General features: G+C 54.0%; 12 protein-coding genes. 10 read left to right on the forward strand and 2 right to left on the reverse strand.

Annotated elements, in window-relative coordinates; translation table 11 throughout:
* Positions 1 to 119 precede the first annotated feature (119 nt).
* From GT409_RS06695 to GT409_RS06720, 6 genes are all read left to right on the forward strand, one after another.
* A complete protein-coding gene (locus GT409_RS06695) occupies positions 120 to 1,313 on the forward strand; it encodes an AraC family transcriptional regulator (RefSeq protein WP_160628175.1) in 1,194 nt (397 codons plus the stop codon).
* A gap of 107 nt (positions 1,314 to 1,420) precedes the next feature.
* Positions 1,421 to 3,568 carry a glycoside hydrolase family 65 protein gene (locus GT409_RS06700; RefSeq protein WP_160628176.1) on the forward strand — a complete coding sequence of 716 codons (2,148 nt, stop codon included), beginning with the start codon at positions 1,421 to 1,423 and terminating at the stop codon, positions 3,566 to 3,568.
* The gene (locus GT409_RS06705) at positions 3,532 to 5,181 is read left to right on the forward strand and encodes a hypothetical protein (RefSeq protein WP_160628177.1); all 1,650 of its coding nucleotides are present in this window, start codon (positions 3,532 to 3,534) and stop codon (positions 5,179 to 5,181) included. Before GT409_RS06700 ends, GT409_RS06705 begins: the two co-directional genes overlap by 37 nt.
* A complete protein-coding gene (locus GT409_RS06710; protein WP_160628178.1) occupies positions 5,182 to 6,717 on the forward strand; it encodes an alpha-amylase family glycosyl hydrolase in 1,536 nt (511 codons plus the stop codon).
* A gap of 170 nt (positions 6,718 to 6,887) precedes the next feature.
* Positions 6,888 to 7,388: a SixA phosphatase family protein gene (locus GT409_RS06715; protein WP_160628179.1), complete on the forward strand. Its 501-nt coding sequence runs from the start codon at positions 6,888 to 6,890 to the stop codon at positions 7,386 to 7,388.
* Positions 7,389 to 7,650: 262 nt separating this feature from the next.
* The gene (locus GT409_RS06720) at positions 7,651 to 8,748 is read left to right on the forward strand and encodes a GntR family transcriptional regulator (protein WP_160628181.1); all 1,098 of its coding nucleotides are present in this window, start codon (positions 7,651 to 7,653) and stop codon (positions 8,746 to 8,748) included.
* Positions 8,749 to 8,784: 36 nt separating this feature from the next.
* On the opposite strand, the gene GT409_RS06725 is transcribed toward GT409_RS06720, so the two are convergent.
* On the reverse strand, positions 8,785 to 10,485 hold the full coding sequence (locus GT409_RS06725; protein ID WP_160628183.1) for a glycoside hydrolase family 3 protein: 1,701 nt from the start codon (positions 10,483 to 10,485) through the stop codon (positions 8,785 to 8,787).
* Between the two features lie 41 nt (positions 10,486 to 10,526).
* The gene (locus GT409_RS06730) at positions 10,527 to 11,951 is read right to left on the reverse strand and encodes an MFS transporter (RefSeq protein WP_160628185.1); all 1,425 of its coding nucleotides are present in this window, start codon (positions 11,949 to 11,951) and stop codon (positions 10,527 to 10,529) included.
* A gap of 207 nt (positions 11,952 to 12,158) precedes the next feature.
* Between GT409_RS06730 and GT409_RS06735 the strand changes: the two genes are divergently transcribed.
* The 4 genes from GT409_RS06735 to GT409_RS06750 all read left to right on the forward strand — a co-directional run bounded on the left by GT409_RS06735 (position 12,159) and on the right by GT409_RS06750 (position 21,508).
* On the forward strand, positions 12,159 to 16,406 hold the full coding sequence (locus tag GT409_RS06735; RefSeq protein ID WP_160628187.1) for a cellulase family glycosylhydrolase: 4,248 nt from the start codon (positions 12,159 to 12,161) through the stop codon (positions 16,404 to 16,406).
* Positions 16,403 to 17,671, forward strand: coding sequence for a sulfatase family protein (locus GT409_RS06740; protein WP_160628188.1), 1,269 nt, complete (start codon positions 16,403 to 16,405; stop codon positions 17,669 to 17,671). The genes GT409_RS06735 and GT409_RS06740 overlap by 4 nt, the downstream gene beginning before the upstream one ends.
* A 152-nt stretch (positions 17,672 to 17,823) precedes the next feature.
* Entirely contained in the window at positions 17,824 to 19,671 is a 1,848-nt protein-coding gene (locus GT409_RS06745) for a hypothetical protein (protein WP_160628190.1), read from the forward strand.
* Positions 19,672 to 19,801: 130 nt separating this feature from the next.
* Positions 19,802 to 21,508: a heparin lyase I family protein gene (locus GT409_RS06750; RefSeq protein ID WP_160628191.1), complete on the forward strand. Its 1,707-nt coding sequence runs from the start codon at positions 19,802 to 19,804 to the stop codon at positions 21,506 to 21,508.
* The last annotated feature ends 52 nt before the right edge of the window (positions 21,509 to 21,560 follow it).

Genomic DNA, 21,560 nt, shown 5'->3' on the forward strand with positions numbered 1-21,560 from the left:
GGGGTCGGGCTGTTTTGTCTTTTTGAACAAAAGTTCAGTCTGTGCACTGGATGGTTCAGTTGGCGCGTGGTTTTTCAAAGCCTTCTTAATGTTTTTCGCTTGCCGGGAAATGTGGGGCGGTGTATCTGTTCCATATGATGGTGGAGTCGAAGAAAGTGGCTGTGGTGGTTCCCTGGCACGGGTATGGACAGAATATCCTGCTGGGGGTTTCTAAATATGTGCACGATCATCCTGATTGGGTGATTCATCTGGTGCAGTCCGACTCGCCGGTTCTGGAGGAAGACCTGCGCAGCTGGGGACCGGACGGGGTGATTTCCGGGATGGTCGATCTGCCGTCCGGAATGCAGGATCAGCGTTACAGTTTGCCGTGGGTGTCGGTGCTGGCGCAGCCGGATGATGAAACGGTTCCATTTGTTACTATCGACGAAGATGCGGTCGGCCGGATGGCCGCGGACTATTTCATCAATCGCCGCTTTCGTCATTTTGCTTATCTGGGAAATGAAGAACATGAGTTTTCTCTTCAGCGCGCCGATGCGTTTGAATATGCCTTGAAAGAAAAGGGGATTGATTGTCATACACTGCTGTATCCAACGAAGGTGTACGGCATCGACAAGCGGAAACGCACCAGTATTGACCGCCAGAAAGCCAAGTGGCTGGCGGCTTTGCCCAAGCCGGTTGCACTGTTTGCCTGCAACGACTGGGAAGCATTTCAGTTTGTTCAGTTCTGCCGCCAGCAGGGCGTGCGTATTCCGGAGGATGTGGCAATCCTTGGGGTCGGGAACGATGAACTGCTGTGCAATGTCTCGCAGCCGCCGATGTCCAGCATCCGCATGCCGTTTGAAAAAGTTGGCTACGATGCCGCTGCGCTGCTGGATCGTTTGCTGGAGAAAACAGCCGAGAAGGAGGTGAAACATTTTCTTCCTCCGGCGGGCATGGTGAGTCGTCAGTCAACCGACGTGATGCAGGTGAGCGACGCGACCGTTGCGAAAGCGCTGTCGTTTATTCAGGATCATATCCAGGAACCGATCAAGGTGGAGGATCTTCTCAAGCATGTGTATATTTCCCGCACACTGCTGGAACGTAAATTCAAGGTAGAATTGGGCCATACGCCACTGGTCGAGATTCGCCGCCAGCGTATCCGCCGGGCCCGCCAGCTGCTTGCCGACACCAATCTGTCCGTTGCCGAAATTGCCGAGGCCTGCGGCTTCAGTTCCGATATTCGCCTCAGCACGGTCTTTAAGGAGCTGACCGGCCAGTCGCCCTCCGCCTTCCGCAAGGCGGTTAAGGCTCCGTCATCCGTGCATGAGCTATAGTTTTCGGTTTTCATCGAGGGTATGGATTTCATTAGGTGAAATACGGTTATGGCTATTCTGTTTCCCGGGGAATAGGAGCATGCTTTCTATTTGATGAGGGGAAACAGATGAGTCAATTTTCAAACGAATGGTCAATTTCAGAATCGGTGTATCATCCGGCCAATGAACGCACGGGCGGAACGCTGTTCTGCATTGGGAACGGTCTGATGGGGCTGCGCGGCAGCTATGAGGAACTCGGCACCAAAGAGGTGCAGGGGTTGTTTGCTGCCGGCGTTTATCGCAAATCCATCGAGCAGCAGTTCTGCATTGCCGATACGTTCTGTCGCAAAAAATACATTTTCGATGAAGAGCTGATGCCGACGCCGGAAGAGATGTACCTGATCCAGAACCTGCCGGATCCGCTGTACTGCAAGATCTGGCTGAATGGCGAACCGTTTCGCATGTGGGACGGGAACCTGCTGGAATACAACCGCACGCTTGATCTGAAAACCGGCGTGCTGCACCGCACTGTCCGCTGGGATGACGGTAAGGGAAACATCACCTCGTTGAAATTCCGTCGCTTCTGCTCGATGGACGAACGCCACCTGATCGCTCAGGAAATTTCCATTACGCCGGAAAACTGGTCGGGCGAAGTGAAGATTGAAAGCGGTATCGATGCCTCACTCAACAATGAATATGCCGAGAGTGTGGTTGCTGAAACGCCGGCGGGACTGACGTTGAAATCCGAGGTGCAGGGCGGAGCAGTCGCTTTCCAATGTTTGGAAACACGATTGCATCGTGGCGCATCCATTCCGCTGGAATGGGATTCAGAGATAAAGCTTCGGCGTTACAAAAAGATTGCGACGGTGCGGGCGGAGCAGGGCAAAACGCTGATGCTTGAAAAATTTTCCACGCTCTACTCCACGCAGGACGAAACCCCGCAGGAGGCCGCAGAGATGCTTGTAAAAAAAGCGGCGGCCGAAGGATTTTCCCAATGTCTGGAAGAAAGTTCCAGGGTTTGGAAAGAGCTGTGGGAGCAGGCGGATATTCGGATTGAAGGCGATTCGGAGTCGCAGCGAAAAATCCGCTATGCATTGTTCCATCTGATCATTGCGTCGCCGCAGACGGACTCACGCGTGAGCATCGGTGCCAAAGCACTGAGCGGACAGGGCTACAGCGGACATGTTTTCTGGGACACGGATATCAACCTCGCGCCGTTCTATCAGTGGGTGTTCCCGGAGTGGGGCGGTGCGCACGTGCGTTACCGTCATCGCAATCTCGCCGATGCGCGGGCCTATGCGGCATCTGAAGGCCGCAGCGGCGCGCGCTATCCGTGGCAGACGTCGATCGGCGGATTCGAGCACGCGCCGGTTGCGATCACCTGCAGCCGCACACAGATTCATGTGACGGCGGATATTGCCTACTGCGCGTTGCGCTATGCCGACATCAGTGGCGATTTCGAGTGGTTGGAAACCGATGGCGCGGAGATGATCCGCGAGTGCGCACGCTATATGGTTGAGCGCGTCGAATATAACGAGGAGAAGGATCGTTTTGAAATCCACGGAGTTGGCGGGCCCGATGAATATCATCCGCTGACGGATAACAACGCCTACACCAACTGGCTGACGGCGTATGTTCTGCGGCGTGCCGCCGCGCTGAGCGACGATGCGGATGAACGTTTCCAGTGGATGGACATCGCGGAAAAAATGGTCTGTCCGGTCGATGAAAAAACGGGGCTGATTCCTCAGTGCGACGGATTTTTTGATCTGAAAGATTCGTGGGAAATCACCGGCAGCGACTGGGGCGGGCCAGGCGCGGAGTATCATGAGTGTAAGGGTCTGAAGCAGCCGGATGTGGTGCTGCTGACAGTGCTTCTGCCGCAGCTTTTTAAGGAAAAATATCTGCGTGCGAACTGGGATTATTACGAGCGGTTTATTCTGCACGGTTCGTCGCTGAGTCCGTCGATTCATGCGCTGGTGGCGGCGCGGATCGGGCTGATGGATAAGGCCATGGACTATTTTAATCTGTCGGCGGATTTTGACACCCTGGATGTTAATAAAGATACATGGGCCGGGATTCACATCGGCAACTTCGGCGGCCTGTGGCAGGCCCTGGCCTACGGGTTCGCCGGTCTGCAGGTTCGCGATGGACAGCTGTGCACAGATCCGCACCTGCCGGAACAGTGGAAATCACTGTCGTTCAATGTCTGGTATCAGGGAACCCAGCACCGGATTGAAGTATGCAACCGACCCGAAGCAGAGCCTGTTTTGGCGTAAGGCAGCTGCTGTCGCTGGTTGCACTGACCGCCGGCTGTGCGGTCGGCGCGCAGCTGCAGGCCGACCGGTTTTTTCAGGACGGAGTGAATCTGCTGGCCCCGGTCGGCGGCGCGGTGGAAGGCCGGCTCCTGTATCAAGATTCCTACGATGAAACTGTTTGGAGTCTGGCCCAGTGGGGCAGTCGGGGGACGCTCTGGGGGACGGAGCCGTATAGGCTTCCGAGCGGTGCAACGGTCTGGAGCAATGCGTTCAAGCATGTGGTGTTCGGGCCGCTGACCCATTCGGACGGCAATGTGGTTCTGGCGGTGAATGCGATCAATGAATATGGCGGGGTATACCGTCAGTCGGGCGAGAGCTGGCCGGCGCTTTTGATTTCGCAGAGCATCAGCAACCCGAAGGGATGGTTCAAGGAATACGGGCCGTGGATTTCGGATTTGAGTGAAGTGATCGTTGATATCGAACTGAATCTGCGGTACGCCAATCATATTTATACGACTGGTTATTCCGAGAGTCTTCATGCCGCTCAATTCCTGCTTTATTTTACGATCCAGAATCTGCGGCTTCCGCGGGATACCAATCCCGATTATGGGAATTACCTTTGGCTTGGACTGCGTTTTTATGATGATCGGGAAACGCTGCCCGGCCTGTCGGTCAATCATGATATTGGAACCGGTAAGCTGATCTACAATATCGGCATCGAACCGTTTACGGATGAAGGCCTGCAGGTGGGTGAGTGGAAGCGGATCAAGGGCGACCTCCTTCCGCATATTAAAGCCGGACTGCAGGAGGCGTGGAGCCGGGGCTATCTGACCAACTCCTTTGATCTGGCCGACTACAAGATCGGCGGCATGAATATGGGCTGGGAAGTTCCGGGGCTGAGCGATGTGGCGATGCAGGTTCGCAATTTCAGCGTACAGGCCTACGGTCTCGACTTCGCTCGACCGTTTGAGTTTAACAAGGACGGCGATGCTGAAGGCTGGACATACAGCCGCCTGACCCAATTGAATAACGGGCCATACAACGGCCGCTGGATTTTTAAGGTGCCGGGCGATGATCCGCAGCTGATCGGGCCGGCGTTGCGGCTGAACGCAGAGCGCTATCAGTCCGTTCTGTTCGGGATTGCCAATGCGGGCAATCCGATCGATGGCAGTGTGGCGACGCTCTTCTGGAAACGCGAAGGCGATGCGGACTTTTCAACCAACCGCTCGGTTTCGGTGGCCGTCGGTAACGGCGGCGGCTGGCAGATCAAAGAGTTCGACCTGAGTGCGCATCCGCAATGGACCGGCGAGATTGTTCAGCTGCGGTTTGATCCGGTTGCCTATGGTGATGATCATGCCATTGGGGTTGATTTTATCCGGCCGATATCCGCTGCAGCAATTGCACAGGGCGATGCGCCGGATATTCAGATGAAAAACGATATGCTTTACTGGGTTGGAGCGCCTTATCAGCAGTATACGCTTCAGGTTTCCACGAACCTTTCTGAAAACAGCTGGACGGATGCAGAAAATGCCGTGAATCTGCCGTGGAGCGATTCAGTGATGTTTCATCCGCTCGCGGCCACGAACCGCCCGGCCCGGGCTTTTTATCGGCTGCAGGTGTCACCGGGACCGTAAATGATGATTAGACGATTTGTTTTTTTAATGCTGGGAATGCTGCCGTTGGGGACGATGGCGGTAGATAATTCAGACCTGCTTCCGTTGGTACGCAATGAGCGGGGCGTCGACATGGAGGGCATGTCGCCCGACTGGGTCAAGTCGCTGATCATGGCGGAGTTCCGCATTGAAACCGCGACACCGGAAGGGACCTTCTCCGCCGCGGTAAAAGTGCTCGATCATTACGCGGAAACCGGCGTGAACGGTCTGTGGGTCGGGCCGATCTTCGAGCGTCCGCCGGGCAGGAACGGGTATGGAAATTTCGGGCCGGACACGGTGGAAGCAGCGCTGACCGGTGAAGCCTCTCTTGAGAAATCCTATCGGGAAATCCGGCGGTTTGTTGATGCGGCCCACGACCGTAACATCCGGGTGATTTTTGATATTGTAGCGTGGGGAGTCACGGAGTCCGCACCGTTTTTTAAGGAGCGCCCGGAATTTTTTATTCGTCAGGACAACGGAGAATTCAGGCAGGCGTGGGGCGGCTACCTGTTTGACTGGAAGAACCCGGAGTTCCGGGAATGGTTCAATGCCGCAGCGGTCGCTTTTATCGAAGAAACCGGAGCAGACGGTTTCCGCGTGGATCTGGCCCCGGATACGTCGGGCTATCACTTCAAAGAGATCCGTGAGGAACTGGTTCGAAAAGGGCATAAGATTCTGATTATGAGTGAAATGCCTTCAAAACCGAGGGGCACATTTGATTGTGCCCAGCTTGGAGTGAATGGCTGGACCGAGCCGCCGATATACAATCCGAAGGAGAAGTTCGAGGAACAGAAAAAGCGGTTCGGCAGCATGCACGACAGCTCCTTTGTTTTTCGCACGAACATTGTGGATGCCATTCAAACCGGCGTAGGGATCGGCCCTCCGCAGATCCAGCAGAAGGGTGAAGGCGGCCTCTTCCGTTTTTACGCGGCATCACCGCTCTATCACGATGGACATGCGCCGTTTGTAAAAGGAAACCGGGTCCGGTTCGGCTATCTTGCGTTACTGCCGTTTATTCCCGTCTGGTGGATCGGCGAAGAGTGGAACAATCCCCGCGACCTGCTCCAGCAGAAAGGAGCCATGTATTACAACCGCATCAACTGGGATGTGAAAAACGAGCCGCAGAATGCCGCGTTTTTTGAGGACGTAAAACGCATCCTGCGGGTGCGTCGATCATACCCTGATATTTTTGAGAACTTCCCGGAACATCTTAGAGACGCCAGTATCTGCAAGGTGGAATCTTTTCGGGACGGCCATCCGAACCCGCTGCAGGCCTATCTGCGTTTTTCGGATCGTCGTGCCGTGCTGGTTGTTCCCAATTACATGGCGGCATCGTCCTCATCTCATTTTTCGGTTGAGCTGCCTTGGGACGAATGGCCGGCGAAAGGCTCGTCATTTATTGTGACAGACCTGATGAGCGGCAATATCATTGCTGAGGCCGATCGGGCGGAGCTGAGATCATTTGAGGTCGAACTCCCGGCGGAACATCTTGGGATATATCTGCTGGAGCGCAGATAACTTTTTCCAATCCCTGGAAACAGGCCGAGCCCGCATATTTTCATTTTTCCAAAAGCCGGAAACAGGACTGTTTTTCACGGCTTTGGCGTAATTGTGATGAAATTAGTCTGATATTTTTACTGCACCTCTTGACGGTCGCGTTACAATTCCCCGTGGAAGGGGAGGATAACATGAAAACGGTAGTTCTTGTTCGACATGGCAAAGCCGGTTTGAGCCATCCTGACTTGGATGATATGGACCGGCCGCTCCAGCATCGCGGGAAGAAAGATTCCATTAAAATGGCCGAACGGTTTGCGGATCTGGACGTAGAGGTTGATATGCTGATCAGCAGTCCGGCGCTGCGGTCGCAGACGACCGCCAAAGCATTTTCGAATCAGCTCTCGCTGCGGGTGGAAACAGATGAGCGGCTTTATGACGGCACAGATTCCGAACTGCTCGACGTTATTCAGGAGACCGATGAAGAGTGCTCCTGCATCCTGCTGGTAGGGCATAATCCGAGTCTCAGTGATCTGCTGCGCGATCTGCTGGATGCGGAGTGCGAAGATCTCTGTGCGGGATCGGTCGCGGTTGTTGATTGCGACGTTTCGGAGTGGGAAGATGTCCATTCCGGCTCGGGAACGCTTGAGCAGCTCCTGACTCCCGCAGCATACGATACACCGCACGCGGCCTAAGAAAAATGGGCAGGTTTTCGAGAGGGTTTCCGGAAACAGTTCCGGGGCAGTTTATGTTTTTGTGGTTACTCCCGTCCGATGTGATTCAAGCCGATGGAAAGAATTCCTGCATTTTGCTGATTGGGCAGAATTCCTGTCTGTGCGACCTGTCTCTGCACAGTACTTTTGTTGCATCTTTCACGGTTTTTGCTTATAGGATGACCTTACAACTGGTATTTTTATCAAATTCTCTGCAATCCCGTGAAATGACAGGATCAATAATATGCTTCCATCAAAAATTTATTCGAAATCGGAACAGGTTAGAAATCTTCTTATAGAAGGGATTGAGTCCGGGCAGTTTAATGAAAAGGACCTTATCCCTTCTGAAAATGTGCTGACCGAAAAATTTGGTATCAGTCGTAATACGATTCGGGAAGCAGTGGCTGCTCTTGTGAATGAGGGAATTTTAACCCGGATTCAGGGGAAGGGTACGTTTGTTCAGGAAGGTGCCCGGGATTTGCTGGCTACGCGGGAGATTCGCTCCTTCTGTCTGGTTGGTTGTGAACATTCTGTTTCATACAGCCTGGGCGGGTTTATGTCGACGATGGTTCTGGGAATGCATGCCGTATTGGATGAATTAAGTATTCCGGTACGTGTTGTCAATCTAGGGGCAGGAGACTCGCTTCTGTCTTATTTACAGAAGCCGGGACGGTCTCTAGAGCAGCTGGAGTGCAGCGGAGTTCTGTTTGCCGGGTACCAGTGTTCGGAAGACGAACTGAATTTGCTGGAGGAGTCGGGCATCAGGTGTGTGTCAGTTGGCCCACAGCAAGCAGATTCCAGGATGTCATTCGCCGATGAAGATCATGAATTCGGGGCTTATCTGGCAATTCAGCATTTAACGGAGCAGGGGCATCGGCGAATTGCTATGGTGGACAGCGAAGTTTATTCAGCTTTCGGTCGCCGGAAGAAAGGTGCTGAAAAAGCCTTGAGAGATGCGGGCATATCCATCAGCCAACCCTGGAACTTTCCAGTTTCAGAACGTTTTTCGGTTGAAGAAGTTATGGATGAAATTCTGGAAAAGGTTCCGGATATTAGTGGATTAGTGATTTATCCAGGGATTGTGCCGGTATTTTACCGTGAGTTGGAACGGCGCAAAAAATTAATTCCGGACGAAATTTCACTGGTCGGATGTATGACCAGCGAGCATCCGGCAGATATTATTCAGGCGACAGAAGTGCGTCAGTCTTTGCGTGAGGTTTCCAAGGAGGCAACACGGTTGCTGTTGGATGCAGTTTCCGGCAAAACAAAAAGCTGCCAGAAGAAAATAGTGAAACCGGAACTGGTGATCGGGGAAACGTCCGGGCCGGTGACAAAAAAATGAAACCGGGCAGAACTGTTCTGCCCGGTGCTGGTTTGATTATTCTTTGCTGAAAAGGACGTTCGCTGCGGCATCCAGACATTCCGGAACGACGCCGTAGGTGCAGATAACGGTTTTCATGGTATCCTGAACCGTGAACGGGAAGGGCGAGTTGGTGATAACGATGACCGGCTTTCCGGTTTCGATGACGCGGTTGACGGAGCGCTGCTCGTAGGTGCCGCGCCGGTCGAAGTAGTTGGTCATGACGACCACATCGGCATCCTCCACGCGGGCAAGGATGCGTTCGATTTCAGTATCGTCGCATTCGCCGTGCACTTCGATGCAGGAGACGTTTTCGGAGTATTTAAGCATCCGCTCCCAGAAGCAGCACGGATGACACTTCTGCGAGTTGGTTTTTTCGTGGAGCGGCGCCACCTGTTCAACGAGCAGGACTTTGGTTTCCGGTTTGAGCGGAAGCAGGTTCTGCTCGTCGCGCATCACTTTCAGAACGCGCTCGGCAGCAGTCTTGGCAATCTCCGCGACTTTCGGGTCGGCAATGCCGCTGCCTGCTTTTTCGACCGGCATGATGTTGCCGTTTTCGAAGAGGCCGTAGTCCATTTTTACTTTGAGCGTGCGGCGGATGGCATCGTTGAGGCGCTCTTCCGGCAGGCGGCCGGAACGGGCGGCTTCGACCATGTCGTTGAAAACGTCGTCGAGAAGCGGGCTCTCGTCGCGCAGCAAAATGAGGTCGCAGCCGGCATTGATCGCTTCGATACAGGCGTCGGCGACTTCGTGTTTCTCAACGATTCCGCCCATGGTGATGTCGTCGGAGGTAATCACACCTTCAAAGCCCCACTCGTTTTTCAACAGGTCGGTGAGAATCGGTTTTGAAAGCGTAGCGGCGGTTCCGGACGGGTCGAGAGCCGGATACGCGGTATGAGCCGTCATAATGCTCGGGATGCCGGCATCAACCAGAGCTTTAAACGGCTTGAGGTGCTCTTCCATCTCTTCGCGGGAGAGGTCGATGGTCGGCAGACTGTGGTGGGCATCCTTGGTGGAGTGTCCGCGACCGGGGAAGTGTTTGCCGGTCGTGATCATGTTGGCATCGCGGAATCCGTCGAAAGCTTTCTTGCCATAGGTTTCAACGGTTTCGGCGTTGTCACCGTAGCTGCGGATGCCGATCTCTTTGTTGAGCGGCTCGGTGTTGGTGTCGAGCACCGGAGAGTGCAGCCAGTTGACGCCGAGGGCGGTCAGCTGGCGGCCGGTGGCCCATGCGCAGTCATAGGCGACCTGCGGATCATTGGTTTCGGCCTGTCCGAGGCAGGAGGGGAGGTAGAAGGTTCCGGCGCGCATGAAGTCGCAGCTCTGATCGCCTTCCATATCCATGGTGGTGTGCAGCGGAATGCCGGCACCGTTGTTGAGTGCTTCCTGCTTCATGGTGTTGAGGAATTCGCAGAACTCTTCGGCCGTGCAGTAGGGCGGCTCCTTGCCGGGGATGTAGTCTTTCACCGTGTCCTTCGGCTGGCGCAGCACGCGGTGGACGCAGTCCTGATTGTACGCATAAGGATCGTGCAGTGCGGTCTTCACCCGCATGGTCATGCCGACGCGCACGCCGGCCGGATGATAGCTGCGGATGCGTTTGAGGATTTCAGGGGTGATGACGGTGCCGACGTAGCCGATGACGAGGCACTGGCCGACCTTCTGTTCGAGGGTCATTTTTTGGATAGTTTTATCGATCCATTGGGTTTCTTCGGTGGACATAAGGGTCTCCTGTTTCGGTTAACACGAAGTGTATGAAAAAATCAGACTTTGCCGCGGCGAGCTTCCAGCTGTTCCCGGATTTCGGCCATGCGCTTGCGGGAAAGCGGATAGAGAATGACCATCAGCAGGGCCAGCGACCACATCACCACGGGAAGTGAAATAAACAGGGTAAACATACGTGAGAGCACTTCGGGTGGCTGTTCTCCAATTGCTGCATCAAAGCCGGACACGGTTAGAACCAGTCCGCCTACTCCCATGGCGCCGGTCATGGCCGCTTTCATAAACCAGGAGAAAAAGGCGTTGAGTGACCCTTCGCGGCGACGGTGCGTTTTCAATTCGTCGTAGTCTGCCACATCCGCTTTCATAGAGGGCAGAAACAGCCAGATCGCGGTGATGGAGGCTGCTTCGAACACGGCGGGAATTAATTGTAGATAAGGCATGTCCGGCCGCAGGCAGAAGATATTCAGTAACTGTCCGATGATGGCCAGCGCCAGCATGCAGAGCAGGGTGGTGCGCTTGTCCAGTATCTCGCCTACTTTGGTCCAGAGCGGAATGCAGCAGATTCCGGTGACGACCAGGACGGTGGTTTTCCAGCCGACGAGTGTTGCGCCGACGCTGATTTCGCCGCCGCTGATAAAGTAGATGTTGATGTATTGCACCAGACTGCTGATGGAGTAAGAGCCCAGGGTCAGGAAGAAGGCGACGCCGATCAGGCACCACATCGGTCCACAGGTAACGGATTCTTTCAGGCTTTTACTGAAAGGATCTTTGGCCTGTTTGGAGGCGTCTTTTTGGTAGTATCGTTCTTTTCCGACGATCGCCGGGAGTATACCCATGAATACAATCATGCCGGCAATGAACCAGCAGGCGACCTGCATGCCGTGCACAATGTCCGGTTCGCCGGTTTCCGGGTTGGCAAAGAGGGAGGAGCTGAGCAGGGAGAGCATCCAGCCTCCGGCCAGTGCGGTAAGCTTTCCGAAGAACGTGAACCATGCCATCAGGCGGGTTCGCTCATCGTAATTGGGTGTAAGCTCCATCTGCATGCTGTAGTACGGCATGGACCATACGGTGAAGCAGGTGAAAAAGGAGATGCCGATAAGAATCAGATAAGTTATTTTTCCGGTTTCGCTCAGTGTTTCCGGCATAAACCAGAATGCGGGGAAAAAACAGGCAGTGAGAATGGCGCCAAGAAGAATGAAGGGGCGCCGCCGGCCCCAGCGAGTGCGGGTGTTATCGGAAATGTTGCCCATAATCGGGTCGGTGATGGCATCCCATCCGCGCAATGCCATCAGAATTAAACCCAGCGTCGCAGGTTTCATGCCCAGGCCGATATTGAAGAAAGGCATCCAGAGAATCCCTGTCAGCATGCCGGTGGCGATGTAATCCATTTTTCCTCCAAAAGAGAACAGAACTTTCTGATATTGAGGAATTCGGTCCTCCGGAGGAATGTGCACGCGTTTTCTCATGGTCATATCCTGTCTTTTTAAAATTGCGGCTTTTAAGCCTGCATCATTTTTTAACATTCAACTTGTAGGATGATGCGACAAGTTGTAGGATCTCTTCCGAAAATTGTCAAGGCAATATATTGGTTGCAGGTGCTGACCGGAGAGGCCGAACCTTTCCTGAAGCAATAGAAAGTGATACAGTTTAACAGCAGACAGGAGAGCACGTTCATGATGACTACACGATACACCCGCTGGCTTCAGTTGACCATCTGTAGTTTGCTGCTTGCCGGACCATTCGGGCGCGCAAGAGCGCAGGACTTCTTTGTCGGCCGTGAGCGGGCGGGTGCGCGCGTTTCATTGAGCTCCACGGTTTCTTTACCGCCCTTTGCGCTGCTGGAGGCTGACGAAAAAACCTATCTGAAAGTTGAGGGCCGCGGCGGAAGTGCGTACGAGTTGGATAACTGCCTGCAGGGTAGTGAAGGATCCGTTTCCATGGATCTGGCGATGATCGATGATGAAAAGCCCGGCCTCACACGGCAGGATTTTTTGACGATGACCGGTGCTGATGGGTTCGGGTTTACTGCGGCCTATCTTCATGTTGAGCAGGTGGTGCTGGTGTCGTTCTGGAGCCGTGAATCCTTTGGCGGCCATTACCATAAAATCAAAATTCCGTTTGAGTGGACAAAGGGAACCAGTCATCAGCTGGTCATGAACTGGAAGCAGCAGGCCGACGGGAAAATGGAGCTTACGCTGTCAGCCGGTGACGAGATTCGCACAGCGAAAATTCCTTTTGGGTTTCCACCGTTCAAACGGCTGCTGGTCGGGTTCACTCCCTATAAGAAAAGTGCGGAGTATCAGGGGCTGGCGCTGGCGGACATTGTGTTCCGCGACAAGGCAGTGAAAATTGAGCCTCGCACGCAGGTCGGTTTTGTTCCGACCGAAGCCGCGGATGCCGGTCCGGTCAACAGCGTGGCGGTTCTTTACGCCCCCCCGGGACGGGTGCAGGATAATCACCTGTTGCGCGATGTCCGTTATGCCTTTAACGATGATCTGAATTCATCGTGGCGGCAGCCGCGCAATCAGGCGAATATCTTCATTACGATAGATCTGCGCATGCCGACGAAGGTAACGGGCTGGCGAATGGCGGCGACGCTGCCCCGGCCGTTTTCCAGTCCCAGATGGGACCGTGATGAAAATCGCAATCTCTGTCGTGACTTAGGTCCGGCCGCCTACGTTGCCCAGTATTCTGAAGACGGCATTAATTGGAAAACCTTTTACCAGCCGCCGAAAACCATGAAGGTGTATCCCAAACGCCATCATGAAATTGTTTTGCCGCAGCCGATTACGACCCGTTTCCTGCGCCTGGGGTATCCCAATAAGTCTCAGCTCGGCTTCGGGGTGGTGGCAGATATCGTTATTCGCGGAGAGGGTGGAAAGGAAATCGACTCCTGTCGCCGGCGTCGTGATATCAACCGCATGTGGCGTCAGCTCGAATATACGGAGCAGAAACTTTCGTATGTCCGGAAAGCATCGGCTGAACTGGAGGAAAAATATGATCTGGTTTTTGTGCCGGCGGAACTGTCTGTACTGGAAACTCAGACTGCGGAGCTTGTCGAAAAACTGGCCGGGATAAGGCAGGTTTCGGATTCCCCTCTTGACGCGTTTCGGCAAACGAGCGAAGAGCTGGTTGCAAAGACGGAAGCGCTTCATGCGCAAGCCAACCAGTGGCTGGCGGTCGCGGCATTTCCTTCGCGGGTAAAAATTGCCGAGCGCCGCGTCGGTATCATGGGAACTCCGGCGGAGCTGCAGGCAACGCTGGAGGAGTTGACGCAGATTTCCGTCCGGCGCGATTTCCGTGATCGGGATCGGTTTGAAGAGTTGGCGGAAAGCATTAATGAGGCCTTTCGGTCCTATGCGCTCGAGCACAAGGCATTTGCCTATCGCGACGGCCGCTTTTTCCATCATCCGGACGGCAGCAAGCTGATCCCGTGGGGCCTTAACTACAATCTGGTCGGTGCACCGGTGCAGACGATCCTGGAGCGTCCGTGTGATTTCGATATGGGGAGTCTGATAGAGTATGATGAGTCGGATTTTCGGAACCTCCATCTGATGGGCTTCAATACGATCCGTCTGGTGACGCGTTCGCATGTGATGGAGATTGACTGTGATACGGGCGAGTACGACAAGGAGTATTTTGATCACCTGCAGAAAGTCCTCGATTATTGCACTAAGTATGAAATTTACGTGATCATGGATCTCCACCATTGGTATGCCGGGCTGGATCGCTTTGTCGGCTCTCCGAATGCGTCAGGGCCGTTCCTCTCTATGGTCTTTGACCGGCTGGTTGATCTCTGTTACGACGAGCCGATGCTGCTCGTCTACGAAATTATTGCCAATGAGCCCAATCTCGACGAAAACACCCCGCTGATGTTTGACCATCCCGATCGCAGCAATGTGTCGGATGCGTATCTGTTGCGGACGGCATGGAACCAGTGGCTGAAGAATAAATATGGAACTCGCGAGGTTCTGCAGGCTGCGTGGAGCCGGACCGGGAAATTCCAGCCTGAAAACAGCCTGGGAGACAATGAAAGCTGGGACGATGAAACCATTTTTGCTCCGCACGAGCTGCTGCGAAAATACCCCTATATGAGTTTTAAGGACATGACCCGGCTTCGTGATTTCTATGCCTATTGTATGTCTGTCTACAACGGGATTGCTAAAGATTTGGTGGAGCAGATCAAAGCGAAGGATCCCGACCATCTGATTAATTACAATGTGTCGCACGACCTGCAGCGCGTGACGCGGGTTAAGGGCATCAGCGAAAACTTTCCCACATACTGTCGCTGGTGGTTTGATAACCCGCCGGAGGGTGCCGACTCGATTACCGATCACTATGAGATTGTGGGCATGTCCCATAAGTTCCGTCCGACGGGGATGCCGTGGTATGCCGGGGAAATGTGGATCTTTCAGGATAATGCCAAATATTTTTCCGAGATGCTTGCCTGTGGCGGCGGGATTATCGGCTGGCAGTATTTCCCCGGGCGGAAATTTGAACACGCTCTGGGATTTGACCGCTGGCTTCGTGATCATTGGAAAATCTGGCCGGAGGTCTCCTGGTTTTTCAACAATGCCGATGGGTTCCAGAAGGCAAGGCTGGCCATCGTTGTTTCTTCATTAACTCCGGAGTCCGGCTTTACAGGTATCGCCGGCCTGCTGGGACAAATGGATGTCGATTATGACCTTTTTACAGGCCAGACAATTCTTCGTGATCCAACGGTTTTAAATGACTATGAGGCGATTGTGCTGAACCTGACCCGAATGGATCTTGGTGCGGTGAGTAATGTCCTGAGTACATGCACTCAGCCGGTATTGATGGCCGGACGCATGGATGTGGATGCCTTGGCCAATTACGGAACCGGGGTTCGTCCGGCGCTCGAAAACATGTTGCTTCGTCCGCGTGTCGAGCTGGCGGCCGAGCAGAGCGGGCTATCCGGCTGTTCTGTGAATCTTTCCCGGAAATGGTTTTTTACCACCGATCCGGAGGAGGCTGGCGAGACAAAAGGATTTCCTGCGCTGGAGGACTTTTCCGGATGGGATTCGCTGGCGGTTCCGGGTGCCTGGGAAGATGAGGCGATCAGTCGGGGACGCTACACCGGCTATGATGGGGTCGGCTGGTATGCTGTGCAGTTTGAAATTCCAGACTCCCTGTCCGATGCGGACCTTACGTTTTATGCTCGTGCCATTGACGATCAGGATGAGGCTTTTTTCAATGGTGTGTCGATTGGTAAAACCGATACCTCGGTTCCGAACTACTGGAAGGCGGCGCGCAAGTATCGAATTCCACAAAAGCTGGTTCGGGAAGGCGTGAATACACTGGTGGTCCGCGTTATCGATAACAAAGGGAACGGAGGAATGGTTCAGGGGCCGGTGGAAATCGGTCCGTGGGAGTATCAGGACTGCGAGATTGTTTTGCAGCGGCCGCTCGGAAAAGTTGCCGCGGGCCTTCTTGGAAACATTTCCGTGGCGGCGTCCCAGGAAAGTGTGACGCGGGATCAGCTGTTGCCGGGAGTTGAGGAGGTTGCCACATTCGGAGATTCTGCGGCGCTGATTAAAAAAGATAACTTCTATCTTTATTTCGGCGGTGACGGCATTGCGCTGAACGCGCTGAATGACGCCGAGGCGAAAGTGCTGGCAGCCTTTTTGACGAGCACAGATGTCGGAGCCGTTTATCCGGTAACGCCCGAGAGCCGCGACCTGAACATTCGTCGTTTCACAAAATTCGCCTTTGTTGAAAACGAAGCACAGGATGCAGTTCCGGTCAACCTGACCACCCTGTTCCCGGAGAAGGAAATTCTCTGGTACCAGATCTTGGAGGAACCGTTCGAAACCAGAACAGATCTGGGTGAAAACATCGTCATCCCGGCATCGGGACTCCTCGGAGTTGCATTTAAAGCGGAACAGGCCGTCGCACAATGAAACCTTTGAATATTATCTATATCCACTCGCATGATACCGGTCGGTATATCCAGCCTTACGGGTATTCGGTAAAGAGTCCGGCGATGCAGGCATTTGCCGAAGAGGGGGTGTTGTTCCGTAACGCGTTTTGCCAGTCGCCCACCTGTTCGCCAAGTCGTGCATCCCTGCTTACCGGGCAGCCGGCGCATTGTGCGGGGATGTATGATCTGGCGCACTTTGGATTCCGGCTCAACGACTACAGCGAGCACATACTGCACACGTTGCGGCGGGCAGGGTACAAGTCCGCCCTGTTCGGGTTTCAGCACATCACCGACTGGGCTGCGCCGGAGGCGATCGGGTACGATGAAATCAATGTGACCAAAGACTGTCGCGCTTTGGAAGTCGTCCCTATGGCGCAGGCCTATCTTGAGCGCCATCACGAAGCCCCCTTCTTTTTGGATATCGGCATCGCTGAAACGCACCGCCTTGGGGGAGGATTTTTTAGTGACGCCGGCAAGGCTCTCGGCGATGCGCGCTATTGTCGTCCTCCCGCTCCGCTTCCCGATACGCTCGAAATCCGGCAAGACTACGCCGACTATGCCCGGGCGGTCGAAGTCTACGATCAGGCGGTGGCGAACCTGATGAGTACTTTGGAAAAAACCGGCTTGTCTGAGCAGACGCTGGTTATCATTACGACGGATCACGGATCGCCGTTTCCGAACATGAAATGTTCGCTGAGCGATCAGGGTACCGGCGTCATGCTGATGATGCGTGGACCGACTGGCTCGGTCTTCCGGGGTGGCAAAGTGATCGATGCTATAGTCACGCAGATGGACCTGTTTCCAACCCTCTGCGAATTGGCGGGTGTGGAAAAACCGGTTTGGCTTGCCGGAAAAAGTCTCCATCCGCTGGTGGCCGGGACGGTCGATCGGTTGCACGAATCCATCTTTTTCGAAATCAACTATCATGGCGGGGTCTGTTTCCCGCATCGCAGCATCCGAACCGATCGGTATAAGCTTATTCATTTTTATCGCGAATTAGCCGCTGCTCCGCACTGCTGCGATGCGGGGCTCTCCCGGGAATTGTTCGATGCGCACGACTGGGGTGCGTACTGGGAGGAGGATGTGCAGCTCTATGATCTGTTTTTCGACCCGTTGGAGCAGAGGAATCTGGCGGAAAATCCTTCTGTTGCAGACGTTAAGAATAACCTGACTGACCGGTTGGTTCAGTGGCAAAAGACTACAGGGGACCCCCTGCTGGAGGGCGGACTGCCCGACAGGAAATAGGTCTCGAAGTTTATGGGTTGGAGTGGTTTTTGGTTGACTGTTGCCAGATATAATGTCATATTATCCTACAACCTTAGGGGGCGCTGCGATGTGCGCATATCGAGAAAAACCGATTTCATTTGACTGAAAATAAAGATGAGGAGGACGGGAATATGAAGATGTACAGCACCTTAATTATATTGTGTTTGTTCGCTCTTAGCCACGCCGGAGCTGCTGTTACAGATGGGTTTGACAATGGAGTGGTTGCGGACAGCGATACTCTTACGGGATTCTGGAGTTTGTCCACAAATATCAATGCTACTGCCCAGGAAGATGCGTCAACACTGACGCTTACTGCAGCCGAAGCAAGCAGCCAAAGGGCAACGCTGCTGTCAGCGAGCGATGGTGTTATGAATTTCTGGGCCGATCCGGTTTCCCTGGCTGTAAATGAGTTTTCATTTTCTCACACGTCCGGTGTGACGGATTCGGATACGATTTTTCATTTCGGCTTCAGTGATCATGGAGTCGCCACCTCCATGCGTAACATGAAGGACGTGTTTGCGGTCAGTCTGCGTCGCAGCGGAAGTCTGATCGTCGGCTGGAAAACGACAGTTTCGGTGAATCCCGAGGATGGGAATGATGTCCTGGATACCACGATTGCAGATCCGCTGTTGGTGGATTCGATTGAATTGCAGCTGGACGGGACGGGTTCGCAGCTGGCGTGGTCTGTCGTTATCGGCCGCGGTGGAGTGTATGAAACTTATTCCAACACGCTCAGCGTTGCTGATACGGCAACCCTGAAAACAGAATGGGATGCCGCAGGCCGCTATCGGGTTGCTCTGGAAGGGCAGAGCGGAGGTTCGGTCGGCGCCGGGGAATCGGTGCAGGTCGATATCGGGGCGATTGTGATTTCTCCTGTCGTTGCAGCTTCGGGGCCGGGAACCGATATTACAGATGGGTTTGACAATGGAGTCGTCGAGAACAGCGATACCCTTTCAGGATTCTGGGGTTTGTCCACAAATGTTAATGCGACCGCTGAGGAAGTTGCGTCAACACTGACGCTTACTGCAGCCGAAGCAAGCAGCCAAAGGGCAACGCTGCTGTCAGCGAGCGATGGTGTTATGAATTTATGGGCCGACCCGGTTTCCCTGGCTGTAAATGAATTTTCATTTTCTCACACGCCTGGTGTGACGGATTCGGATACGATTTTTCATTTCGGATTCACAGATCATGGAGTTGCCACCTCCATGCGTAATATGAAGGACGCATTTGCGGTCAGTCTGCGTCGTAGCGGAAGTCTGATCGTCGGCTGGAAAACGTCAGTTTCGGTGAATCCCGAGGATGGGAATGATGTCCTGGATACCACGATTGCAGATCCGCTGTTGGTGGATTCCATTGAGTTGCAGCTGGACGGGACGGGTTCGCAGCTGGCGTGGTCTGTCGTTATCGGCCGCGGTGGAGTGTATGAAACTTATTCCAACACGCTCAGCGTTGCTGATACGGCAACCCTGAAAACAGAATGGGATGCCGCAGGCCGCTATCGGGTTGCTCTGGAAGGGCAGAGCGGAGGTTCGGTCGGCGCCGGGGAATCGGTGCAGATCGATATCGGAGAGGTTATCATTTCCATGATTGTTTCCGACTCTCAGACAACCCGCGGAACTCCTCATTCATGGCTGGATACCTATTATTCCGGATTGGTGTCTGATGCTGATTATGAGAACGCTGATCTGACGGATTCGGACGGGGACGGTCTCCTGGCCTGGGAGGAGTATCTGGCGGGAACGAATCCAGCCGATGAAACTTCCGTATTTGCTGTTTCTTCGACCGTTCCGGACGGGAACAGTTTGATTGTGACCTGGTATTCCGTTGCGGGCAAAAAGTACAGCATCTTGACCAATCTGGACCTGGTTTCTCCGGCGTGGGGAGTGGCTGAGTCTAATATTGTCGGACAGGCCGGTGAAACCTCGTACACCACCACGGTCAACAATGCTTCCGCCTTTTACCGGATCGGGCTGGAGTAGCCCGATGGTCTGAAGCCCGGTTGTGGTGCGTTTGTCCGGCACATGAATGGGAAGCAGGACCGGTCGGAAAGTTTGCAGCGGAAATCCGGTTGGTATGTATCGATTGAGGGTTTGAGTCCGGTGGAGTTTTATGAGCGTGTCTCGATATATCTTAACCGGTCCGGTGGGTTCAAAATCCGGGTTGATGGTTTTAGTGGGACTGGTGGTCGTCCTGCTTTTCTCCCGGGAGGTCCGGGGGCAGTCACTGATTGAAACAATCGACTATGAAACCGGCGATTTATCCCAGTGGAAAAATCCGAGCAGCAGCAACCATGACGGCTCCATCACGCCAGCTGTCGTTGCCTCGCCGGTTCGTTCCGGTTTTTTTTCGGGACACTATGTGATGCTGGATGGCCGCACGGAAAGTGCGGCGCAACGGATCCCCCTGGAGACAGAAATCTGGGCCGGGTGGTCGCTGTTTATTCCTCAAAGCCTGCCGGATGCGGAGACCGGGACAGTTTCGCAGTTTATCGGTTATCAGCCGCCGGATTTTGAAGGCGGGAATTATCACGTCAAAATAAGCGGCGGCAGCTGGGGAGTTTGGATGCGCAATATCGGCGCGAACAGTGCGGATGTTTTGGGCTTGCGCCCGGTGCAGAAAGAAGAGTGGACCGATCTGTTTGTCCATGCACGGTTTTCTTATACCAACGGTTTTTTCACCTTGTACATTCGTGATTCTGAAGGAGAACAGCGGTTCGACCTGATTGAATCCGGGCAGACATTTGTCGATGCCCCGCTGGGGCCGTATTTTAAAGCCGGATTGTATGCCGGATTTTCCGAAGGGTCGGACATTTTTGTTGATGAATATCGTGTTTGTATCGCCGGACAGCGCAGGGATGTTGATCCCGCGATGAGGGTTTCGGCCGGGGTGCCGGAGCTTCTGTCCATTCAGCCGGAGTCCCGGTCCCGGTTTGTTCGCTTGGCATGGAGCTCGATTCCCGGAGCCGCTTATCAGGTTTTTGGATCGCGCAGTCTGTCGCCGTGGACCCCTTCTTTGCTGACGGCGGTCAGTGCAAATGACAACTTCGCTGGCACGTCGATCCCGATGGGGGGAGATTCCTCATGGTTTTTTACAGTCACTCCGTTTTTTACCGGAGTGGTTGATCGGTTTGATAACGGCGCGGTAGAAGACAGCGATTCCATCGCCGGATTCTGGAGCGTGTATGCAAATGCCGGGTATTCAGCTGCGACCGAGTCTGGATCAGCGCTGACATTGTCGGCGTTCGACGCCTCCAGCAAAAGAGCAACACTTCTTTCCGACAGTGTTTCCGCCGCCGATTTCTGGTCCAATCCGGTGTCTCTTAAAATTAATGAATTTTCGTACTCTCACGCAGCAGGTGTTCAGGACGGCGACACGATTTTTCACTTTGGGCTCACGGCTCATGGGGTCGCTGTCAGCATGCGCAACATGAAAACTGTGTTCTCCGTCAGTTTGCGGGCGAACGGCAGTTTGGTTGTCGGCTGGAAAGCCGAAGTCGGACTGAACCCCGAGGATGGCACAGATCTGCTGGACACGGTGGTTTTGGATACGGCTTTGATTGATTCGGTTGAGTTGCAGCTCGATGGCACCGGATCTCAATTGGTGTGGAGTATTACCTTGGGCCGGGATGGAGTCTATGAGACGTACAGCGATATGATGAGTGCGACCGATACGTTTGCTCTGAAAACCGAGTGGGCTTCTGCGGAACGCTATCGTGTTGCTGTTGAAGGACAGAGCGGCGGTTCAGTGAATACTTCTGGCGAGTATGTTCGGTTCGAGATCGGTGAGGTGATTCTTGAGGCGGGCTTGAGTCCTTAGGGTGATGTTTATCGCAGAGCCCCTTGCTGTTTGCGCTAAAAGCGATCGTTTG

This window comes from Tichowtungia aerotolerans (assembly GCF_009905215.1).
In the GTDB taxonomy this organism is placed as follows: domain Bacteria; phylum Verrucomicrobiota; class Kiritimatiellia; order Kiritimatiellales; family Tichowtungiaceae; genus Tichowtungia; species Tichowtungia aerotolerans.

What these genes read in the sequence shown, in the direction of transcription:
- GT409_RS06700 (WP_160628176.1), top strand. Translation starts at nt 1,421, where the DNA reads ATGAGTCAATTTTCAAACGAATGGTCAATTTCAGAATCGGTGTATCAT.
- GT409_RS06705 (WP_160628177.1), top strand. Translation starts at nt 3,532, where the DNA reads ATGCAACCGACCCGAAGCAGAGCCTGTTTTGGCGTAAGGCAGCTGCTG.
- GT409_RS06710 (WP_160628178.1), top strand. Translation starts at nt 5,182, where the DNA reads ATGATGATTAGACGATTTGTTTTTTTAATGCTGGGAATGCTGCCGTTG.
- GT409_RS06715 (WP_160628179.1), top strand. Translation starts at nt 6,888, where the DNA reads ATGAAAACGGTAGTTCTTGTTCGACATGGCAAAGCCGGTTTGAGCCAT.
- GT409_RS06720 (WP_160628181.1), top strand. Translation starts at nt 7,651, where the DNA reads ATGCTTCCATCAAAAATTTATTCGAAATCGGAACAGGTTAGAAATCTT.
- GT409_RS06725 (WP_160628183.1), bottom strand. Translation starts at nt 10,485, where the DNA reads ATGTCCACCGAAGAAACCCAATGGATCGATAAAACTATCCAAAAAATG.
- GT409_RS06730 (WP_160628185.1), bottom strand. Translation starts at nt 11,951, where the DNA reads ATGAGAAAACGCGTGCACATTCCTCCGGAGGACCGAATTCCTCAATAT.
- GT409_RS06735 (WP_160628187.1), top strand. Translation starts at nt 12,159, where the DNA reads ATGATGACTACACGATACACCCGCTGGCTTCAGTTGACCATCTGTAGT.
- GT409_RS06740 (WP_160628188.1), top strand. Translation starts at nt 16,403, where the DNA reads ATGAAACCTTTGAATATTATCTATATCCACTCGCATGATACCGGTCGG.
- GT409_RS06745 (WP_160628190.1), top strand. Translation starts at nt 17,824, where the DNA reads ATGAAGATGTACAGCACCTTAATTATATTGTGTTTGTTCGCTCTTAGC.
- GT409_RS06750 (WP_160628191.1), top strand. Translation starts at nt 19,802, where the DNA reads ATGAGCGTGTCTCGATATATCTTAACCGGTCCGGTGGGTTCAAAATCC.